At 36.2% G+C, this 19,114-nt stretch carries 15 protein-coding genes; 5 read left to right on the top strand and 10 right to left on the bottom strand.

Annotated elements, in window-relative coordinates:
• Nucleotides 1–118: 118 nt before the first annotated feature.
• Nucleotides 119–991, bottom strand: coding sequence for a pirin family protein (locus ACTJJG_RS03740; protein WP_005078590.1), 873 nt, complete (start codon nt 989–991; stop codon nt 119–121).
• A 276-nt stretch (nt 992–1,267) separates the two neighbouring features.
• On the opposite strand from ACTJJG_RS03740, the gene ycaC reads away from it, so the two are divergent.
• Both ycaC and ACTJJG_RS03750 read left to right on the top strand, forming a co-directional pair.
• Nucleotides 1,268–1,894 (top strand): isochorismate family cysteine hydrolase YcaC, encoded by a 627-nt coding sequence (ycaC, locus tag ACTJJG_RS03745; RefSeq protein WP_002052204.1) that lies wholly within the window; start codon nt 1,268–1,270, stop codon nt 1,892–1,894.
• Nucleotides 1,895–1,914: 20 nt separating this feature from the next.
• Nucleotides 1,915–2,889, top strand: a complete 975-nt coding sequence (locus tag ACTJJG_RS03750) for a LysR substrate-binding domain-containing protein (RefSeq protein WP_044424962.1) — start codon at nt 1,915–1,917, stop codon at nt 2,887–2,889.
• A 104-nt stretch (nt 2,890–2,993) separates the two neighbouring features.
• On the opposite strand, the gene ACTJJG_RS03755 is transcribed toward ACTJJG_RS03750, so the two are convergent.
• Nucleotides 2,994–4,442, bottom strand: coding sequence for an NAD-dependent succinate-semialdehyde dehydrogenase (locus ACTJJG_RS03755; RefSeq protein WP_017481786.1), 1,449 nt, complete (start codon nt 4,440–4,442; stop codon nt 2,994–2,996).
• Complete coding sequence (gabT, locus tag ACTJJG_RS03760; protein ID WP_002117401.1) at nt 4,439–5,731, bottom strand: 4-aminobutyrate--2-oxoglutarate transaminase; 1,293 nt, start codon at nt 5,729–5,731, stop codon at nt 4,439–4,441. Before gabT ends, ACTJJG_RS03755 begins: the two co-directional genes overlap by 4 nt.
• Nucleotides 5,732–5,887: 156 nt before the next feature.
• On the opposite strand from gabT, the gene pdxR reads away from it, so the two are divergent.
• Nucleotides 5,888–7,387: a MocR-like pyridoxine biosynthesis transcription factor PdxR gene (gene pdxR / locus ACTJJG_RS03765; RefSeq protein ID WP_017402825.1), complete on the top strand. Its 1,500-nt coding sequence runs from the start codon at nt 5,888–5,890 to the stop codon at nt 7,385–7,387.
• 66 nt (nt 7,388–7,453) lie between these two features.
• On the opposite strand, the gene ACTJJG_RS03770 is transcribed toward pdxR, so the two are convergent.
• Together ACTJJG_RS03770 and ACTJJG_RS03775 are read right to left on the bottom strand one after the other, a co-directional pair.
• Nucleotides 7,454–8,896 carry an amino acid permease gene (locus ACTJJG_RS03770; protein WP_002117418.1) on the bottom strand — a complete coding sequence of 481 codons (1,443 nt, stop codon included), beginning with the start codon at nt 8,894–8,896 and terminating at the stop codon, nt 7,454–7,456.
• Nucleotides 8,897–9,201: 305 nt separating this feature from the next.
• The gene (locus tag ACTJJG_RS03775) at nt 9,202–9,750 is read right to left on the bottom strand and encodes a helix-turn-helix domain-containing protein (protein ID WP_002117406.1); all 549 of its coding nucleotides are present in this window, start codon (nt 9,748–9,750) and stop codon (nt 9,202–9,204) included.
• A gap of 68 nt (nt 9,751–9,818) precedes the next feature.
• On the opposite strand from ACTJJG_RS03775, the gene ACTJJG_RS03780 reads away from it, so the two are divergent.
• Entirely contained in the window at nt 9,819–10,514 is a 696-nt protein-coding gene (locus tag ACTJJG_RS03780; protein ID WP_069120235.1) for an AzlC family ABC transporter permease, read from the top strand.
• Nucleotides 10,511–10,834: an AzlD domain-containing protein gene (locus tag ACTJJG_RS03785; RefSeq protein ID WP_069120237.1), complete on the top strand. Its 324-nt coding sequence runs from the start codon at nt 10,511–10,513 to the stop codon at nt 10,832–10,834. Before ACTJJG_RS03780 ends, ACTJJG_RS03785 begins: the two co-directional genes overlap by 4 nt.
• 216 nt (nt 10,835–11,050) lie before the next feature.
• Here the strand turns inward: ACTJJG_RS03785 and ACTJJG_RS03790 are convergent, their stop codons facing one another.
• From ACTJJG_RS03790 to ACTJJG_RS03810, 5 genes are all read right to left on the bottom strand, one after another.
• The gene (locus ACTJJG_RS03790; RefSeq protein ID WP_192836186.1) at nt 11,051–13,315 is read right to left on the bottom strand and encodes a KAP family P-loop NTPase fold protein; all 2,265 of its coding nucleotides are present in this window, start codon (nt 13,313–13,315) and stop codon (nt 11,051–11,053) included.
• A gap of 138 nt (nt 13,316–13,453) precedes the next feature.
• Nucleotides 13,454–16,732, bottom strand: coding sequence for a PIN domain-containing protein (locus ACTJJG_RS03795; protein ID WP_192836185.1), 3,279 nt, complete (start codon nt 16,730–16,732; stop codon nt 13,454–13,456).
• Nucleotides 16,733–16,750: 18 nt separating this feature from the next.
• Complete coding sequence (gapS6a, locus tag ACTJJG_RS03800) at nt 16,751–17,077, bottom strand: GapS6a family protein (RefSeq protein ID WP_151764649.1); 327 nt, start codon at nt 17,075–17,077, stop codon at nt 16,751–16,753.
• 434 nt (nt 17,078–17,511) lie between these two features.
• A complete protein-coding gene (locus ACTJJG_RS03805) occupies nt 17,512–18,120 on the bottom strand; it encodes a hypothetical protein (protein ID WP_151764648.1) in 609 nt (202 codons plus the stop codon).
• Nucleotides 18,121–18,696: 576 nt separating this feature from the next.
• Nucleotides 18,697–19,113, bottom strand: a complete 417-nt coding sequence (locus tag ACTJJG_RS03810; protein WP_151764647.1) for a hypothetical protein — start codon at nt 19,111–19,113, stop codon at nt 18,697–18,699.
• Nucleotide 19,114: the final 1 nt, after the last annotated feature.

The raw sequence follows: 19,114 nt of genomic DNA on the forward strand, positions 1-19,114 counted from the left end.
AACAATGAAAACCATCATAAAAACAGAATCTTTACAGCGAAAAAGCCCGCTATTCACACTTGATAGCGGGCTTTTTATTACTTTGTTTTTAGAGGTTCTTCAAATGCAATTCGGCAATTTATGCTTCTTGCATGATTGAACCGAATTTTCCACGATTAAAATCATTAATCGCTTCCATAATCTCAGCTTTGGTATTCATGACGAATGGACCATAACCTTCGATTGGTTCATTGAGTGGTTGGCCAGTCAACACTAAAAATTTAGTGTCTTCTTCTGCATTTAAACTAAACTCAACGCCCTCACGAGACAAAATCGCAACGGTTTTACCTTCAAGACGATTTGCATCATTGACTACAACCGCACCATCTAATATCACAACAAGCGTGGTGTGACCTTCAGGTACATAGAGGGTATGTTTTTGGCCTTTAACCAATTTACCGTCCCATACATTTAATGGGCTAAATGTAGTTGCAGCACCTTTTGCATCTGCATATTCACCTGCAATTACGCGCAAATGACTACCTTGTTCGTCTAGTGCAATGTCTGGAATATCTTTCGCTTCAATCGCTTGGTATTTTCCAGGCGTCATTTTTGAATGAGCAGGTAAATTTACCCACAATTGCACCATTTCAAACAGACCACCATGCTCTGCAAATTCAGGAGAATGGAACTCTTCATGCAACACGCCTGCACCCGCAGTCATCCACTGTACATCACCAGTTTTAATGGTTCCGCCGCCGCCGCTTGAGTCTTTATGAGTCACTTCACCTTGGTAGGCGATGGTCACTGTTTCAAAGCCACGGTGAGGATGCGAACCGACACCTTGTTGTTCAGTTGTTGGCGAGAATGTATAAGGCGCTGCATAATCGAGTAGCAAAAATGGGCTTAGGGTTTGGCCTAAACGGTCATAAGAGAATAGGTTATATACAGGGAAACCATCACCCACCCAATGCATGTGGTTATTTTGATATGCACCAAGAAATTTCTTCATCTGATCTCTCCTATATATGTAGGATTTTCTTGAACTGGTATTGATTTTACGCCTCAATAATTGCAGTTTATAGATCAGGATTAGCAACACATTATTTCATCTATGAGACAATCATAGAATTTAATGTGCTCTTTTTAAGATCGTCCTATTTTTAAAATTCTTAATCCTATTTTTTAGACTTAATCACGACATAAAACTCAACTAGCATAATTTTAGGCAATAACGACCTACTCAATAATTTTTGATTATTTATTTTGATAACACGAGGACATAAAAATGGCTCAAGATTACGTGCGTTTAGACAAGGATAATGCTGCGGTTCTTTTAGTTGACCATCAAGCAGGTTTACTTTCTTTAGTTCGAGATATCGACCCAGATAAATTTAAAAACAACGTATTAGCACTTGCTGATGCTGCTAAATATTTCAATTTACCAACTATTCTTACCACGAGTTTTGAAAACGGTCCAAATGGTCCTTTAGTTCCAGAATTAAAAGAACTTTTCCCAGATGCACCTTTTATTCCACGTCCTGGTCAAATCAACGCTTGGGACAATGAAGACTTCGTAAAAGCAGTTAAAGCGACAGGTAAAAAACAACTGATTATTGCAGGTGTGGTGACTGAAGTTTGTGTGGCATTCCCTGCACTATCTGCACTCGCAGAAGGCTTTGAAGTGTTTGTGATTACTGATGCTTCTGGTACTTTCAACGAATTAACACGTGATGCTGCTTGGGATCGTATGTCAAAAGCAGGTGCTCAGCTGATGACTTGGTTTGGCATGGCTTGTGAATTACACCGCGACTGGCGTAATGATGTGGAAGGTCTAGGTGCCTTGTTCTCAAATCATATTCCTGATTACCGCAACCTGATGACAAGCTATAGCTTTAATACCTCACAAAAATAAGTTCTATTGACAAGATTAGAGTGCTTAAGCGCTCTAATCTTAAATTTAAATGGATTGATCGGACATTGATAAGTTCTTTTGATGATTTTTATTATTTCTATTTAGTCGTAAAACACGGCGGCTTTAGTGCAGCCAGTGATGCTGAAAATATTAGTAAATCTAAGCTCAGCCGACGCATTATTGACCTTGAAAATAAATTTAATGTCAGCCTGATTCAAAGAACAACACGTCATTTTAAGGTGACCGATTTAGGCCAAGAGTTTTATGAGGAATGCTGCAAGGTTATTACTCAAGTTGAATGTGCAGAAAACGTGTTATTAAAGCAAAAAAGTGAACCTCAAGGATTGGTCAAAATTAGTTGCCCGCCTCTGATGATGCATTTTCAAATTAGAAAAATTTTAAATCAGTTTTTAAAAACCTACCCCAAAGTTGAGATCGCACTCGAGCTAACAAGCCGTCGAGTAGATATCTTGCATGATGACATCGACCTCGCGATTCGGACCAATTTCGAACCGAATGAAGATTCGAATTTAATTGTTCGTGATGTGATTAAAACCGATCATTGTTTGGTGGCTTCGCCTGAATTGTTGCAAGGTCGCACCATTAAGCATTATTCCGAATTACAGGACTTTCCAAGTATTAGCTTAGGTACACAAAAGCAAAATCCTATTTGGCATCTATGCAATATTCGTAACGGTGAATCAGTTGATGTGCCTTATCAACCACGAATCAAAAGTAATGATTTAGCTGGTGTGTATTATGCCGTCATGGATGGTTTAGGCATTGCCGACCTTCCTTTTTTAACCGTCGAATCTGAAATCCGTAAAGGCACGCTTATTCATATTCTTCCTGACTGGAAGTCGAATATTGGTACGCTGCAATTGGTTTATGTTTCGAGAAAAGGCCAACGTCTTGTGGTTGAAAAACTCATTGAAACGCTGATTGATGAACTCAGGCGTTTGCCTGAAAGTCGTGATGGCTATCTATCGACTTAAAATAAAAAACCGGTCATGAATGGGCATGACCGGTTTTTTATGAAACATTACATACAGCATAACTGTATGTTTTCGTTCAGAACAAAACGAACTCGCTTTATTCCTTACTCAGATAAGTCTACACAAAGGTATTTCATCTCGACATATTCTTCGATGCCGAATTTTGAACCTTCACGACCTAGACCTGACTGCTTTACGCCACCAAACGGAGCAACTTCATTTGAAATCGCGCCCGTGTTAATGCCGACCATACCGTACTCAAGTGCTTCACCCACTCGCCATTGACGAGCTGTGCTTTGAGTAAATAAATAAGCAGCTAAACCAAACTCGGTATCGTTCGCCATCGCCACTGCTTCATCTTCAGTTTTAAAGCGGAATAGTGGTGCAAGCGGACCAAAAGTTTCTTCTTTAGACACTTTCATGTCTTGCGTTACGCCAGTTAACACAGTCGGTTCAAAGAATGTGCCACCAAGTGCCGAGCGTTGACCACCAATACGAATTGTCGCGCCTTTCTCAGTTGCATCTGCAATATGAGACTGAACTTTTGCAATCGCATCTTCATCAATTAAAGGCCCTTGAGTTGAACCTTCTTGACGGCCATCGCCAACTTTAAGCTTAGACACGGCTTCAACCAAACGCTCTGCCAATGCATCATAAATACCGTCTTGAACATAAATACGGTTAGCACATACACAAGTTTGACCGCTGTTACGATATTTACTTGCCATAATGCCCTGAACTGCTTGTTCAAGGTTAGCATCGTCAAATACCACAACTGGTGCATTACCACCAAGTTCAAGTGAAAGCTTTTTAATGGTTGGCGCACATTGTTGCATCAAGATACGGCCAACTTGCGTTGAACCAGTAAAGCTTAACTTACGAACAATATCGCTTTCGCATAGGGTTTTGCCCACTTCAACCGCATCACCACTAATGTTAATTAAAACATCTGCTGGTAAGCCTGCCTGTAAAGCCAATACTTCAAGCGCATAAGCGGTTAACGGCGTTTGTTCTGCTGGTTTAACCAACATTGAACAACCCGCAGCAATCGCTGGACCTGCTTTACGCGTAATCATAGCAGCAGGGAAATTCCACGGCGTAATTGCAGCTGTAACGCCAATCGCTTGTTTAATCACGAGCAGACGTTGGTTTGGCAACGTAGGTGTTAAGACTTCACCATCAATACGGCGCGCTTGCTCGGCAAACCAGCGGATGAATGAGGCTGCATAACCAATTTCACCACGTGCTTCTGCCAATGGTTTACCTTGCTCAGCTGTTAAGATTTGAGCCAGATTTTCTTTGTGCTCAAGCATGAGGTTGTACCATGCCAATAACACATCAGCACGCGCCAAAGCAGTTTGCTTTTTCCAAGCAGCTTGCGCTTTTGCTGAACGGTTAATTGCGGCTTCAACTCCTGCACGGTCATAGGTTTTTACCCATGCCAAAGTTTCACCTGTAGCAGCATCATTAACTTCGATATAGTCATTTGATGCAGGTGCTTCTAATGAAATATCAGGATGTTTTAATAAATACTGCAAATTATTTTGAATCATGCAGATTGCTCCATTGCTTTTGCACTACCTGCTTTGAGTGTCGCAAAACCTTGTTTCAAGATATCAAGGCCTTGACGAAATTGTTCAGCAGGAATGGTTAATGGATATAAGAAACGAATTACATTACCGTATTTACCACAAGTAAGAAGTAACAACCCGTTTTCCATTGCATAGTTTTGTACAACTTTTGCTTGTTCAGCTGTTTCAAGTTCTACTGCAACCATTGAACCTAATGCACGAATATCAGTTACGACGTCGCCTGTTGCTTGCTGAATATCTTTAAGGGTAGCGACTAGCTCTGCACCTAATTCATTTGCACGGTCGCATAAGTTTTCTTCTTCAATCGCATCAATCACTGCGTGCGCAGCAGCAACCGCAATTGGGCTACCTGCGTAAGTACCGCCTAAACCACCAGGGTTTGGTGCATCCATCACTTCTGCACGGCCCACAACACCTGAAATAGGGAAACCGCCGCCCAAGCTTTTCGCCATCGTGATGAGGTCTGCTTTAGTCTCGTAATAGTTCATTGCAAATAATTTACCAGTACGAGCAAAACCTGATTGCACTTCGTCAGCAACCAATAAAATACCGTGCTTGTCACAAATTGAACGTAAACGTTTTAAGAACTCAGCTGGCACAACATTGAAACCGCCCTCACCTTGTACTGGCTCAAGCACAATTGCCGCAACATCATGTGGTGCAATATCTTCACTGAAAATATCTTCAACGCTTTCAATTGCCGCGTCTACTGAAATACCTTTAGCAGGCACTGGGTAACGTGCATGGAAAACACCCGCTGGCATTACGCCGAAATCACGTTTGTAAGGAGCCGTTTTACCTGTCATTGCCATCGTCATAAATGAACGACCGTGGAAACCGTTACCAAAAGTGATAATGCCGTGACGACCTGTGTAAGAACGAGCAATCTTCACCGCATTTTCAACTGCTTCTGCACCTGTAGTGAAAAAAGCAGACTTTGCAGGACCAGCAATTGGCGCGCGTTCATTAATACGCTCAGCTAAAGCGACATAGCTTTCATATGGTGTTACTTGATAGGCAGTATGCGTAAATTTAGTAAGTTGTTCAGTCACCGCTGCAATCACTTTAGGGTGGCGATGGCCTGTATTTAAAACCGCGATACCACCAGCAAAGTCGATAAATTGATTGCCTTCCTTGTCCCAAAGCGTAGCATTTTCAGCTTTTTCCGCATACCACTGGCACATCACGCCTACACCACGTGGAGTTGCTTGCTGTTTACGTGCGTTAAGTGCAGAATGTTGATTATCCATTTGATTCCCTCATATTTTCATCATCAGTTGCAGCTTTGGTTTCTTGCATCCTGTGCTTAATTTTCAGGGTGCTTTACAACGACTGCCTATGCATGTAATTTCGCTCGTCTGATGCCAACTGACGAGAGCCACTTTTTAACTGTAGGAGAGAGCCAATTGCGTAGTTTACTTGGAGATCATTTGCTGCAACGACTCCAACAGGACACTGAAGGGAAACTACATCAACGCCTTTTCCGTTGCCTGCGTGGTGCCATTATTGATGGAGTCATCCAGCCCAAGACTCGTCTACCTGCGTCACGCGATTTAGCCAGTGAAATTCATGTTTCGAGAAATACAGTGCTCACTGCCTATGAACAGCTACAAGCGGAAGGTTATTTAGAGGCTCGTACAGGCCATGGCACATGGGTTGCCGAAAAATTACCAGAGAGTTTTTTAAATACACAAAACAAGAAAAAAGTAGTTTCAAGCCCGAAAGTTCAAAATTCTTATGCGCTATCACAGCGTGGTTCCAACTTATTGGGCTATGCCGCAGCGTCGCCACACCAATGGGGAGCTTTCGTGCCGGGAGCACCAGATGTGACTGAGTTCCCACATCATATTTTTAGTCGTATTCAAGCACGTTTAAGCCGAGAGCCTGACATTAACCGCCTGATTTATAGCAACGCAGGTGGATGTATTGAGCTTCGAAGTGCATTGGCAGATTACTTACGTGTTGCGCGTTCAGTCCAGTGCGATGCTGACCAGATTATTATTACCGAAGGCATCCACCAAGCGATCGACTTAGTCTCACGTGCGCTTAGTGATATGGGAGATAAAATCTGGATTGAAGATCCTGCTTATTGGGGTATGCGTAATACGTTACGAATTAATGGCCTTGATATTCAGCCAATGCCTGTCGATGCTGAAGGTATTATTCCTGAGGAAAATCCGGCCAAGCCTCCTAAACTCATTTTTGTCACGCCTTCACACCAATATCCGCTTGGCTCTCATTTAAGCCTAAACCGCCGACGTAAACTGATTGAGATTGCACGTCAGCATAATAGCTGGATTGTAGAAGATGACTATGACAGTGAGTTCCGATTCTCGGGGCAGCCTTACCCGTCTTTACAAGGTTTAGAAAATGATGCGCCTGTGCTGTACATGGGCACATTCAGTAAAACCATTTATCCATCTCTTAGAATTGGCTATTTAGTCGTACCTAAGCCGCTCTTTTCGCCATTACGAATTGTGGCAGCCGAGCTGTATCGTGGTGGGCACTTGCTTGAGCAAAAAGCCTTAGCTGAATTTATTCGTGAAGGCCATTATGAAGCGCATATTCGCCGTATGCGCCTGCTCTATGGCAAACGCCGCGACTACTTGGTGAGCTTAATTCAACGTTATCTTGGTCCCGAATTTATTCATGAATATGATGAAGCGGCAGGGTTACATCTGGTTTTAAAACTACCAAACTCTTGCGATGATGTCGCGATTGCAGCCACAGCGCTTGAACGTGGTGTCAAAGTTCGTCCTCTTTCACAGTACTACATGCAGTCACATGCACATGCAGAACGTGGGCTGCTGATGGGCTTTGCCTGTGTAAATGAAAAAGATATGGTGATGGCTTTTGGCGTCTTGCTCCAATGCTTACGTGAAGCAGGCGTACCTACGCTAAATTAACTTTCCTCTGTTATTAAAACAAATAAAAAAGAGCCTGTTTGTAAGGCTCTTTTTTTATTTAAAAATTTAAACTAACTTTTCTTCATGACTATGAGTTAAATGGGTCGCTCTACGATCTTTACCCCAACCTAGCTTTTCAGACAACAAACCGAAGAACACAATAATGCCGAACAGCGCTGTGGTGTAAATCACTTCTTTAAAATAGGTGCCTTCAATCAACATGGTAAGAATTGCACCAATAATTGCAAAGATCACCACATAAGTTAGATAAGGGAACATCCACATTTTAAAGTCAATTTTCACGCCTTCAGCCTCTAACTTTTTACGCATACGAAGCTGAGAATAAGCAATAGTCAGATATACATAGAGTGTGGCTGCACCTGTTGTTAACATGAAAAAGTCATAAACATTCATACTCTCGGTTGCAGTTAAAACTACGGCAATCACAGAGAAGAAGCATGACACAATCACGCCTACCCAAGGACTACTTTTACTGTTTACAGAGCCAAAACTTTTCGGTGCATCACCACGTTTAGCTAAAGAGAACAACATACGTGAACACGTATAAAGAGCTGAGTTAAAGCAACTACATACTGAGGTTAGAACCACGAAGTTTACGATATGGCGCGCGCCAGGAATGCCTAGTGCAGACAGAGTTACGCTATAGGTTCCCCAAGTTGAATCTTTCAAAAGTTCATTGTTGTGGGGAATCAAACATACCGCAACGAACATTGAACCAACGTAGAATAAAATAATTCGCCAAACCACCGAGTTTGATGCTTTACGAATTTCTTTCGATGGGTTTGCCGACTCTGCTGCCGCTACCGTAACAATTTCAGCACCAATGTAGGCAAACATGACCCCAAGCAAGGCTGTAATAACGGATGAGCCGCCATTTGGCATAAAGCCTTGAGAGGTTAAATTACTAATACCAGAAGCAGCCGGATTACCCCAAGGCCACAAATGCATGATCGCTAAACTACCAATCACAAGAAAAATAACAATCGCGATGACTTTGATGAGGGCGAACCAAAACTCAAATTCACCATAGTTTTTCACGTTTTGTAAATTAACGACAACCAGTGCGCCAATCACCACGACCATATAGACCCAGATCGGTATAAACGGGAACCAATTGTTTAGAATTTTTCCTGCCACATAGGCTTCCCACCCCATGAGCATGGCCAGAGTACACCAGTACAACCAACCAATTGAAAACCCTGCCCAACGGCCAATCGCACGGTCAGCATAAGTTGAAAAAGAGCCACTATCAGGGTTTAAAACGGCCATCTCGCCTAACATACGCATGATGAACCAAACGAGTAGACCACCTAAAGCGTAAGTTAAGAAAACTACAGGTCCGGTATTGTAAATAATACTACCTGAGCCGACGAATAGAGAACCACCAATAACCCCTGCAATCGAGATCATCGTTAAGTGGCGTGATTTGAGTCCATGTTTTAAACTTTGGGAGTGATTGGCTTCAGAACCATTTTGATGAGCTGCCATATCATTTTCCTTAATATATGGAGGATATCGGCTAGTCTCGGAAATCCTCCGAAGCCAAAAAATATCCCCTAAAAATTTAGCCGTTCTGCTCAATTCCTAAAACAGAAAATTCACTGAGCTTATCCGGCGCTTCCGTATGCATACTTCCAATAGCTTTAATTTGTCGTTTCGGCACTCAAGAAACGAGAGCCATTTTTGTAATAAAAGAGAGAGCCAATTGCAAAATTTATACGCAAAATTGGCCCTTTTTGTAGGGGATGCTGGTAAATGGCTTTTAGTTTTTATTTTAATCAGATTGAAATTCTTTAGTTTTGTTCAGAAATTAATAATGCCTTTGTGCCTGTTTCCAACGCTCTAAATATATGTTTCTGGTCAGCTGGATAACAAATATAGTCTCCAACACCAAGCTCAACAGCTTCATCAATTAAGCCCACCAAAGCTTTACCTTCAACCACAATAATATGCTCCACAGAACCAACAGGGTGTGGCTCTGAAAGACGGTCTTCACCCGGTTCAACAATCAATAAATACACATCTCGGCGCGCATGAGGTGGACAAGTCGCCAACAAAATTGCTTTGTAGTTGGCAATCTCAGAACTCACTGTTGGCCCATCACCACAGCGAATGACTTGTACCTGATTGCTTGGTTCTTCCATCAACCGTGCAAATGGAATATTGAGTGCAACACAAAGTGCCCATAAGGTTTCAATACTTGGATTACCTTGCCCTGCCTCTAATTGTGACAGTGTAGATTTAGCAACACCTGCACGACGAGCAACCTCTGCCAATGAAAGCCCTGCTCTTTGACGTTCACGCGTTAAACCTTTGGCAATAATTTCGATTGGCTGAGACATTCACCACATCCGTTCTATAAAAAAAACGATCGTTCGTTTTGACAAAACGATCAGACTTATTCATTATAATGGAAAATCGTTCGTTATATCATGCTATGTCCACATACTCTCTAATTAAAAAACTTAGTAAAGACACTACCCGCTCGATTTTCTTTGTATGTCTAGCGACGAGTGTCGTTGGTATGTCTTTAGGTTCACTCGCTGCAAGTTATGGCTTAGCGCTCTGGATCCCGCTTTGTCTATCCGTGTTTGTGCTCGCAGGAACTGCTGAATTTATTTTTATTGGTTTCTTGGCTGTAGGTGGTAGCCCAATTGCAGCTGCGATTGCAGGACTACTCGTCAATTTAAGACATCTACCTTTTGGTATTGCAGTCAATGAACTAATCCGTGGCAAATATTCTCGATATTTCGGGGCTCATATCATGAACGATGAAAGCGTTTTGTTTGGCATGGCACAGCCCGATTTTGAAACAAAAAAGGCTGCTTACTGGTTATGTGGTATTTGCATTATGCTGAGTTGGCCACTGGGTGTAACGGCGGGTTATTTCATTGGAAGTGCTATTCCAGACCCTAAAACATTTGGCTTAGATGCCATTTTCCCAGCGATTTTAATTGCTCTTACTTTTAATGCTTTAAAGAATAAATCCACTCGAAAAGCTGCATTTGCCGGATCAACTTTAGCGCTGATCACCACACCCTTTTTAGCCGCAGGACTTCCAATTCTGATTTCGCTTTTTGGATTGATATGGGGTAGAAAAAAATGAGTCAACAGTTACTGATTATTGTAGGAATAGCTCTACTTGCACTTGGAACGTACAGTATTCGTTTTGCTGGCTTTCACTTAGGTGCCAAGTTTTCGTTTTCTGAAAAATACCAAGTTTTACTCTCAAACGGTGCAACGGTCTTGCTCTGTGCGATTGCAGTGACGACAACATTTTTTGAAGGTCAACATTTCGCAGGTTTTGCACGAATATTTGGTGTTGGCTTAGCACTGTTCTTGGTTTGGAAAAAAGTACCGCTGTTATTAGTGATTTGCTTGGCAGCTGCCGGCACGGCACTTATACGTTTGCTTGGAATTGAGTAATAAAAAAGGCGAGATAAACTCGCCTTTTTTTGAAACTTTGATTAGAACGGATATACCCACCAATAAAAAATAAACCATTTATTTACAATACATTAAATAATAATGTTAATTAATATGTTAAATTTAACAAATAAAACTTAACAAAACTTGTAATCACAAAAAAAGTTAGTACACAAATGAACTTTCTTAAATTTATTTGATGTAGAATTTAAGCCCTCACCAATTATCTTCATTACCATTACGAAATTTCATGATACCTTCATTGAATAGCTTTATCGTATATATTTCTTCCGTACTTAATTTCGATTTATCAGCACTATTAATTATTTTTTCAATTTTTTCAACATCATAGAAATCATTTATATTACCAACTTTAATGTAATAATGCTTTTTACTAACTTTACCATCAAAAGATGTACTATACTGAATGCATTGAAATAAGAACTTTAATAAATCTTGAAAATTGGTCGAGATTAAATCTATCCAATTATTTATATCTTGTATTTCCCCCCATTCTTTCCAACGATATAAAAGCGTTAAGAGTGCCTTATTTTCCAACAAACTCTCTTTATCAGAAAATGCAAAAACTTTTAATTTTTGCACAAACAGTTGTTTAATTGAAGTATAATGAAAATCATTTAATAATATTTCTTTATTTTCATTCCTTTTCGTTTGCTCGGATACAAGTAATTTTGCAATCATCACAAATTCATTTGATTTTTTAAAACATTCTAATAATATTTCACCCCGTTTTTCTATATTATCAATACGACTAAGAAAGTTATAAATTAGTCGATATATAAAAGATTGAGCACCGAATATATCAAAAAAACTTGTATCATCATCATTCACTAAATCCCCTACGCCTACTAGTGTTGATATATAAGGAATAGCTGAATCCTCAACCACTTGATTTTCATAAGACTCAAATTGTGACAGAAACTCTTTCAACTTATGGCTAGCATTTAACTCTAAAATCTTACTTTTCATTAAATTTTCATTAGCTGTTAAACCAATAAAATCAACCAAATCAGACTTAGTAATATCATTTTCAGATAAGGATAATTGAAAATAATTTTCAAAGTTTTTTTTATGACAAATTCTACCTTCTGAAAACCAATTATTATATGAAGAATATTCATAGTAAGAATTACCCGTAATCCAGTGAATTGTCGGAAATAATTCATTCAATATTTTCTCTATCCCTTCTCTATTAATTTTTGATGCTTTTGATATTATAGAATCAATTGTTATTTTAAAGGCATCTTTATTATTCTCTCTAGTACTTCCTACTGATTGAAATTGTGTAAATGCATGTTTAGAAATTGATAATTCATTATAGACCTCTGGCTCAAAAACACGCAGACATTCTACAGCTATTAAATCTACTGGATTTGCCTCAAAAACAGTTCGTCCCTTTAATAAAGAGAAATGGAATGCTAACGTAGAAGTATATCGATATACATTTCTTAAATTTTTAAAATAATTTTTCAATCCGGCATGATAAAGCCTTGTCCATCGATCCTGATCAAATTGTAAAGTAGAATTTTTATCTAATTCTAGAATTTTATTTAAACGATCAAACAAAACCTCATGTACTTGTTCTTGTGAGACTTGAGGAATATTAAAAGGAACTTGAATAATTTTTTCTAAGTAATCTTTTCCAGATTGAGTCGCATCTGTGAGTCTCTGCTCTACAATATTTCTTTGAAATAATAATAAAAAAGTTACATTTGGAAATTCAGTATTTGCCTTTATAAGTTGAAAAATCATTCTTAATTCTGAGGAGGTTAATCTATCCAAGTCATCCATAACTATAAGGATTGGATCTTTAAGTTCCTGCAACTCTAACTTCAATTCGTTCCGTATTTCTGCCAAATTCTTTTCACTATCCTTAGCCTTTTCACCATAATATCCTGATAATTTTCTTAAAGTTTCTATGAACCATTTGAGAAGAGGGCTTATTGCAACTATTCCAGTAGTTAATAAAGTAATTATTTTTGTATCATCTATAAAGGCATTGAAAAATCCAATCCCTGCTATTACAGATACTATAATTGGAAGTGAGTTAGAAGTAGAATTCAAAAAAACCTCACTTGCAGCAAGATAGTTACCATACTTTTTAAAAGAATCCGCTAAATTTTTATACTTCTCTGAGGAACTTTCTTTTCCAATCGATTTCGAGATTTCATTAAAAAATGCTTTTGTTATTTTTTCTTGTGCTGCCCATTCCCATGGAGAGAACTCAATAACTAAGGGCTTTGAAGTTTTATTCTTCATATATGTCAAAGCCATATTTTTTACTGAAGACTTTCCTGTTCCCCAATCTCCATACAATGCAACAACAAGGCTATCCTTACCATTCCAGTTACTAATAGCCTCAGCTAAATTTTCCGAAAATTTTGCTCTTCCTAGCAAATCCTCATCAATATTATGAATTGGACGGTCAGCTGAGAAATTAAATTTATCTATATTATTCATAAATATAAAAAGTAAGAATTATTTTACTCTATTCTACAACTTTTATATTTAAAAACATATATATACAAGAAGTAATTTTCATATATAGTGTTTCCACTAACAAAAACCACCCGACAAATAAGATAGAAATCTATTATTTCAATAAGAATTCCGACTTATACGTAACTTTATTTGAGATTGAAGATAATTAATATTTAGAAAATGCCCCTTAGCATAAAGAGTAGCAAGTTGATTAATTATTTTTTTTGCTCTTTTAGATAACCCCACCCGTGATAAAATACTTAAATAAAAATCCAAGAATTTATCTTCATAACTACCTTCAGAACTTAAGTTAATAAACTTTTCACAGCAATAATTAAAAGCGACTTGAATAACATTATAGGTTCCTATATCATTATTTATAAAATTATTTTTTTTAATTATTACATTTTCTAGAAGATCTATTATAATTCCGCTAAAATTAAAATCTTCTGGAAATTCTAGGGGGCTTTTAAGAATAAGATTTGATAATAATTCAATATCAGCATTATCATCGGAGCATGACAATTGAAATAAGTCATCACTATTGTAAGATGTAAATAAAGAAAAATTAACTAGTTGATATAGTGATATTTTTCTTACACCCAAGGACAAACTACTATTTAAATAAATTAACAAACTATTTAGATTTATTGTTAAATCTGGCTCTATGGCCTTAAAAAATTCATTAATAATAGAATCTAAACATAACCAAGGTATTTTATATGAATAAGAATCTTTCATAGAAGAATATACAGAATGGCCTAATATATCTTTTAACTCAGTGATATGAATTGGCACATCTATAGCTTGAGGCATTAAAACATTACTATAAGATATCAATTCGTTTATAGCATCAATAAATAATGAATACTCACTTTTTATTACATCAGCATTTGTAATTATTAATTTCCCATTATCCAAACCTGCTTTCATATATTTTTCATCAGACAAATTTTCAACCCATGACTTTACCTCCTTTTCTGTGATACTAGTAATGTAAACTTCAATATTTAAATTTTTTAAACCTTTATATAAACCATTTAAACATAAAAAAATAAAAGAATATGTATCTAATATCAACTGTGAAGGTTTTTCTAAAATACCACTACATTTAAATAAACATGAATTTCCTAGAGGATTTTGAAGTACACCTAATGCTGCTTCAACTTCATTGTCTGGCAATATTAACTTACCTTTAAGGTACATACTAATACTTGTATCAGCTAGTTTTTCTTTTTTATTATCTTTTGAATCAAATTTTGAAAGCATTTTTGTTATATCCTCTACAGCGTTATTTTCACTTACTGTAAAAGAATAAAACAAAGCTGGTTCTTTAGAGCGGTGTCTATTCTCCTCAACGATCTCTTGTGCTATTTTAAAAATTGCAACATCAGCAGGTAGAATATTTAATAGTTTTATATCATTAAAATCATATTCTCCAATTTCACCTATTTTTAATCTGCTTAATGTTTCACCTAGACCAGAAGATGAATCAATAAAGTATGAAAAGCTAGAATTTGATTTTATTATTAATTTTAAATATGTTTTAGAGTTAAGTTCATATTCAACACCATGCATAATTAAATCATTATCTATTGAATCTATAGCAACACATACATTTTCAGATAAAGCACTGAAATATATCTTACATATTTCATTTGCCACACCTACCGGGTCATTAATAAACAATCCAGCTAATTTTTTCTGAACAAAGACATAGTCAATTTTGTTAGAAATTAATTGTAAAAGTAAAAACAAATAATCATTTTTATTTAAAAATACTTCTTCAGGAATGCTATTTACTATATCTTTTAATTCCAATGTTGATAGTATATTCAATTCAATCTTTATTTTATTAAACCAAACATATGCAGAAAATTTATAAATATCTAAAGCTTTATCAATATTTATTTTCGCATTACAAAAATCTCCATTTACTGCAAAACAAGATGATTGTATAATTAACAATTCAAAATCCCACTCATCTTCTGGAATACAATCTAATCTACTTTGAAGTGAAACGTATTGTTCCAAACCTAATAAAGAATTCAAATAATGCTTATACAATGGTGACACAAAATTACTTTCTGATAAAACAGGTTCAATTACTTCTTTAATTTGATTAAATAAAGGTTTCTTTTGAGCCATTAAATTATTACAGAATATCATCAGGGTAGATGGCATTATTCTCTTAATTTCTTTCTTATAAATAGAAATAAAATTATTAATACTTAATTCAAAACATTCTATGTTCTTATAATCATTTTCAATATTTAGATATATATATGACTCAAAAAATATTACGAAAAACTTTTCCAACATTTCATCATTAAGCTCAACCAAACCTCCTTTTTTAATCCACTGATCTACTAATATAAAATCTACTTTTTTAGCATAAAGAAGATTAGATAAAGTAATTGTTTCTTCTTCATTAATTCTCAGACCATTTTCCAACTTAGAATGCAGTTCTTCATCTAATTCTAACTGATCAATATTTCTTACTTTTAACAAATTTTCAGCCAAATCTTTATCTAATACTCTTATCTGATCAATAAATCTGTAACTTAAATCTAACAAAGCTTTGATTGTTAAACCTGTATAAAGTAATAAACAGATTAACACATTTATTTCTTGTTTAATCAAAATTGTATAAGACGAAATATTTTCACAAAATTCAATTGATAAATCGATAATTTTTATTGAATTATCTCTATGATCATACATTATAGGTTGATACTTTTTATCAGGATAAATTTCATCTAATTTAACCGCTATTGATAACGCTTGTATGTACCTATCATTTGACATTTTTTTTGTAATTTCAATAGTATCATTGGCTAACTTATAGTTTCCAACTCTACAAAAACCTAAACATAAATTAACTAATTCATATAAATCCAATAGAAATTTATTTTCTTCAAAATATTTTTTTAATTCTTCTTGAGAAGCTAAATTTTTATTATATATGCACTTAACATAATAACCTTTTTCATCAGTAATTGAGTTAAAAATAGATATGGATTCTTCTTTCTCATTTAAATCATTAAGACTTAAAAGTGTAAAAAAAGCTAAGTCCTTAATTATTAACTCACTACTATTTTGTCTAATAATATGCTTAACTTTTAATATTGATTCTTCTTTTCCCTCCTGATTTACAACATAATTATAATAAATATCTAATATTTTTATTAAGTTTTTCACCTCATTAGTTTTTGAATCTATATCATTTAGCAATTCTAATTTATGTTTAGTTTCATCATATTTTTCAAATTGAATAAGTGACATAATTGACTGAACTACAGTCCTAAAATCTCCCGATTGCATCGAATATACAATCTTGTCTCTAGCTACATTATCACCACTTCCATAATGACTTTGATTTATTTCAGGTGTCATATTTTAAACTATCCTTTATTATTTATTAACTATCTTATCCCTCCCAACATTATCTCCACTACCAGAATGTTTTTGATTTATCGTGGTTTTATTCCCTTCAATTTTTATTTCTTTTAATATTTCAATTAAATCTTTATTCTGCTCAAAACTTTGCTGTAAACCACGCTCCCCTAATAGTTCTAAGTTTTGTACTTTATTAATCTCAATGGCTGTTTTTTGAACAACTGATTCATCCACTATCCATCCAATCAATTCATTTTTTAAGGATTGTGCTGATACTACAATTGATCTTTTGAGCATATCATAAACTATTCCTGATAAAATTGTTGCTGTCATAAATTCCATCACGTTCTCTCCAATTCTTAGATAGTAGGAATCTAACATATTTTTTATGTTTTTGATTGATTAGTGAATAATTTATATTTTTCTTAGCTAACCTTCGTAATTTTATCTATTCAACCTAGCCCCTCAAACATATCTCACATCCCGCGATCTACCATCATCATAGAGATACAATACTAATATTATATACAGTGATGATGGTAACTCTTATTAGTAGTCTATATGAAAAAAATAAGATATTTAAAAACTACAGAAATTCAAACTGCTTAAATACTAATGTATTTTCATTTGATACTTAATTTTGATGATTTTCATCTTTTGTTTCTGTTTGTGATAGAAATTAGTTTGTATCTAAAAAAAATTAATTTTTTACAGTATGTGGATATCTTTATACTCGAAGTTACAATTAACATGATTCTTTTCTACCTTGATATTCTTTATTGATAATAATTAGCCGAAAGTAACTGACGGATTTCACTTGCCATTTTTGGACTACGCCAAGGAAATAGCACCTTAAGAGCATAGTTAGGTTTAAATCGATCTCTTGTCCCAATATTAACTTGAAACTCTCGCTTCATCGGTGTTCTATGCTCACGTTGATTAATATGTGTTCCCATCATCGGGTTACTAATCACTGTGGTTGTGGTTCTGAAGCGATCTTCAACCAAGTTGTAATGACCTACAGAGGTAATGTAATCAAAAGGATATTTAACTAAACGTTGATCAGGCTGATCAAACAGGATGATGGTTTTATCCTGACTGTTAATCCAGACTCCACGATTTTGATAATTAAAGGTTTCACCCTGACGTTTCAGTTGCTCGGTCATCCCATCAAAGAAAGTATTTCCATATTGATAGAGGTAGTAGATGATCACAAACCAGAATAGATCAAAACCAAAGAAGATATATGCAAAAGCGCCAAAAGAAAAAATCTTGGCAACAATTAAAAAGATCACAATCGGTAAAACTACACACTTTAAAAATAGCTTGGATTTCTTTGGGTAGTTTTCGATTGGAATGATTTTTGGTTTGGTTAATTCAGTCATAGTTATTCCCACACATGTTTAATACAATAGCTCACAATCACAAGGAGGACATAAAAATAGGTATTTTTTATAGGCGTGACTTAGCCATCCACCTTATGAATTGTTCTATTTAAAAATGTTGCTTTTAATACAGCTAATTAAGAATTAGCTCTGTATTCCCCATTGTCTGAAATAACGAGGCTGAGCATGTGGCGAGGCACAGATGAGAAAAAATGAATGAGACATGATAAATTCCTATATGCGAATAAAGGTTCTACCAAATCACTGTCAAATGATGGTGGTAGAACAAAGAGGGGGTTGACAGACTGGGCATATAGAACCAGCACGCACGAAGCGTCCCCCTCCCGTTCTACCGCAAAGGGGGAACACGAGGGTTTCGCACATAAACTCACACTTGAAAAAGTATGAATCAGGTACGCTATACGCCACGGCCTGTCAAAACCGACTGACAATTTAGGTCAGCAAAGGAATGATAGTTTTAAGCAGCCGCTCAGTCAATTACTTTGATTCTTAGCTCAATTAGAAAGTATCTTGATCATCGAATTAATCACTTATTCATCATATTTAGGGTCAAAATTAATCCGAAATTTTCTTGCTCATCGGCTCATTTAACTTAGTAATACTTAGTCCATACTTGTGGGCGTTATATTGCCACACTACAAACTGTTCCAATAGCATAGCGTTCTCTTTTTCCAATCTGGCATTCTTAGCTTCCAAAGCCTCAATTTTAGTTTGAGCAATTTTTAAACTAGCAGGCAATTTCTGTGTTGAATTATTTTTAACCTGCGTAGCTTTGGGTTTTTTGCATTGATCATAGGCATTCTTTACCCGCACATATTTCTGTAAAGTTTGACGAGTTGGTGCAGGCACAAGTTCGAGCTGTAGCTCAATGGCCTGACATAGCCGCTCCCAAGTCAATTTCTGATCTAAAGGCCAATAATCAAGAAGCTCAACAATATTCTCAATGTCTTTATCGGTTAAATGCTGTGCCATA

The sequence above is a fragment of the Acinetobacter sp. 22512 genome (assembly GCF_052044755.1).
In the GTDB taxonomy this organism is placed as follows: domain Bacteria; phylum Pseudomonadota; class Gammaproteobacteria; order Pseudomonadales; family Moraxellaceae; genus Acinetobacter; species Acinetobacter pittii.

Bases quoted from the DNA above. Each gene is read 5' to 3' on its own strand.
- ACTJJG_RS03740 (WP_005078590.1), bottom strand. From the start codon at position 991: ATGAAGAAATTTCTTGGTGCATATCAAAATAACCACATGCATTGGGTG.
- ycaC (WP_002052204.1), top strand. From the start codon at position 1,268: ATGGCTCAAGATTACGTGCGTTTAGACAAGGATAATGCTGCGGTTCTT.
- ACTJJG_RS03755 (WP_017481786.1), bottom strand. From the start codon at position 4,442: ATGATTCAAAATAATTTGCAGTATTTATTAAAACATCCTGATATTTCA.
- gabT (WP_002117401.1), bottom strand. From the start codon at position 5,731: ATGGATAATCAACATTCTGCACTTAACGCACGTAAACAGCAAGCAACT.
- ACTJJG_RS03770 (WP_002117418.1), bottom strand. From the start codon at position 8,896: ATGGCAGCTCATCAAAATGGTTCTGAAGCCAATCACTCCCAAAGTTTA.
- ACTJJG_RS03775 (WP_002117406.1), bottom strand. From the start codon at position 9,750: ATGTCTCAGCCAATCGAAATTATTGCCAAAGGTTTAACGCGTGAACGT.
- ACTJJG_RS03780 (WP_069120235.1), top strand. From the start codon at position 9,819: ATGGAAAATCGTTCGTTATATCATGCTATGTCCACATACTCTCTAATT.
- ACTJJG_RS03785 (WP_069120237.1), top strand. From the start codon at position 10,511: ATGAGTCAACAGTTACTGATTATTGTAGGAATAGCTCTACTTGCACTT.
- ACTJJG_RS03790 (WP_192836186.1), bottom strand. From the start codon at position 13,315: ATGAATAATATAGATAAATTTAATTTCTCAGCTGACCGTCCAATTCAT.
- ACTJJG_RS03795 (WP_192836185.1), bottom strand. From the start codon at position 16,732: ATGACACCTGAAATAAATCAAAGTCATTATGGAAGTGGTGATAATGTA.
- gapS6a (WP_151764649.1), bottom strand. From the start codon at position 17,077: ATGGAATTTATGACAGCAACAATTTTATCAGGAATAGTTTATGATATG.
- ACTJJG_RS03805 (WP_151764648.1), bottom strand. From the start codon at position 18,120: ATGACTGAATTAACCAAACCAAAAATCATTCCAATCGAAAACTACCCA.
- ACTJJG_RS03810 (WP_151764647.1), bottom strand. From the start codon at position 19,113: ATGGCACAGCATTTAACCGATAAAGACATTGAGAATATTGTTGAGCTT.